Source organism: Micromonospora sp. M42 (assembly GCF_000568915.1).
GTDB classification, from domain to species: domain Bacteria; phylum Actinomycetota; class Actinomycetes; order Mycobacteriales; family Micromonosporaceae; genus Micromonospora; species Micromonospora chalcea.
Map to the genome: position 1 here is coordinate 1,397,072 of NZ_KK037233.1, position 2,134 is coordinate 1,399,205.

Genomic DNA, 2,134 nt, shown 5'->3' on the forward strand with positions numbered 1-2,134 from the left:
TGGCGGAACAGGTCGAGCATGGCGAGGGGGAGCGGCCGGTGGCCTCGGTGAGCCGGGCGTACACGGCGGCCAGGGCCATCGAGTGGCCGCCGATGTCGAAGAAGTTGTCGGTGACGCCGACGGTGTCCCGGCCGAGCACGTCGCGCCAGATGCCGGCGATCAGCTCCTCGGTGCCGGTGAGCGCGTCCGAGCCGGTGGGCAGCGGCGCGCGGGCCGGTTCGGCGGTGGCGACGGTCATCGCGCCGAGCGCGGCCACACGCACCGCCGGGCGGGGCAGCTCGGGCGCCACCTCGGCGGCCGGCGCGTCCGGGTCGGCGGCGAGCGCGCCGACCAGGGCGGCCAGGTCGGCCAGGAGCGCGCTGATCCGCTCGGCGGTGAACAGGTCCGGGTTGTGCACCACCTCGACGCCGGCCCGCCCGTCGCGCTCCACCACGTAGACGGTCAGGTCGAACGGCGAGCCGGGCTTGGGCACCGACACCGGCTCGGCCGCCAGGCCGGTCAGCGCCAGCCGGGGCGGGGCGAAGTTGAGCACGTTGAACAGCACCTGCACCAGCGGGGCGCGGGAGGTGTCCCGGCCCACGCCGAGCGCCTCCACGATGCGTTCCAGCGGCGCGCCCGGGTGGGCGGTGACCTCGTGCAGCTCGGCGGCGGCCCGGTCGACTTGCTCGGCGAAGCTCGCGCCGCCGGAGCGGACCCGCACCGGCACGGTGTCGATGAAGAACCCGATCACCTCGTCGAACGCGGCCAGCCGCCGGTCGGCGACGATCGCGCCGAGCACGTGCTCGTCGCCGCCGGTGACCCGGCGCAGCAGCTCGCCGAACGCGGCCAGCAGCACCGCGGCGACTGTGGTGCCGCGCCGCGCGGCAGGTCGCGCACGTCCCGGTCGGCGGCCTCGTCCAGCCGTACCGCGGCCTCCGCGCCGGCGTACGTCTGCACGGCCGGGCGGGGCCGGTCGCGGGGCAGGTCCAGCACCGTCGGCGCGCCGGCCAGGTGCGCGGTCCACCAGGCCAGGTCGGTCTCTCCGCGGCGCCGGTCCCGGTCGGGCGCCACACCGCGTAGTCGGCGTACGTGGCGGGCAGCGGCGGGCGGCCCGGCACGGACCGGCCGAGCGCGCGGGCGTACGCGAGCGCCAGCTCGTCGTAGAGCAGCGCCTCGGACCAGCCGTCGAAGACCGCATGGTGCACGGTGACCGCGAGCACGTGCTCCTGCGCGGCGAGCCGGTACACGGTCACCTGCCAGGGCGGGCCGGTGGCCAGGTCGAACGCGTGCCCGGCGCCGGCCGCGAGCATGCCGGCCAGCTCGGTGTCCGGGTCGGCGGCGGCGGTCAGGTCGACCACCGGCACCGCCACGTCGGTGGGTTCCTCGCGGACCGCGTACGGCACGCCGCCGTTCTGCGGGATCCGCCAGCGCAGCACGTCGTGCCGTTCGGCGACGGCCCGCAGCGCGGCGCCGAGCGCGGCGACGTCCAGCGGCCCGCGCAGCCGGTGCGCGACGGCGATGTTGTACGGCGCGCTGGAGGGGGCGAGCTGGTCCATGAACCACAGCCGCCGCTGCGGCGGGGACAGCGTCGGCGGGTTGCCGGTGGTCAGCCCGTCGGCGTCGGCCGGGTCGGCGGCGCGGACCCGGTCCACCAGCGCGGCGAACGTGCGGTCGGCGAACAGCACCCGGGTGTCCACCTGCCGGCCCAGCTCCGCGCGCAGCGCCGCGACCAGCCGCATCGCGGCGATGGAGTTGCCGCCGGCGGCGAGGAAGTCGCTGTCCGGGGCGGGCGCGGCGCCGAGCAGCCGGGTCCAGACGCGCCGGACCGCCGCCGTCACCGGGTCGTCGTCGGCGGACGCGTCGGCGACTGCGGCCGGGGTCGCCGCGGCCAGTTCGCGCAGCGCCGGCCGGTCCAGCTTGCCGGTGACCGGGCTGACCGGCAGCGCGTCCAGCCGCACCGTCCGGGCCGGCAGCATCGCGGTGGTCAGCCGCGTCGCCGCGTACGCCCGCAGCTCGTCGTCGCCGGGCGCGCCGGCCGGGGTGAGGAACGCGACCAGCTCGGCGCCGGCCGGGCCGGGCACCGCCTCCACCGCGACGCGCTCGACGCCGGGGCAGGCGGCCAGCACCGCCTCGATCTCGCCCAGCTCGATGCGCT

The 2,134-nt window shown here is 78.0% G+C and carries 1 protein-coding gene and 1 pseudogene; both read right to left on the reverse strand.

Features of this window, described 5'->3' with window-relative positions; translation table 11 throughout:
- Positions 1 to 835 (reverse strand): condensation domain-containing protein (locus MCBG_RS33705; RefSeq protein ID WP_255358585.1); only part of this gene is annotated, 835 nt, incomplete at its 3' end.
- 268 nt (positions 836 to 1,103) lie between these two features.
- Positions 1,104 to 2,105, reverse strand: a pseudogene (locus MCBG_RS33710) (condensation domain-containing protein); the annotation flags it as partial.
- Between the last annotated feature and the right edge of the window lie 29 nt (positions 2,106 to 2,134).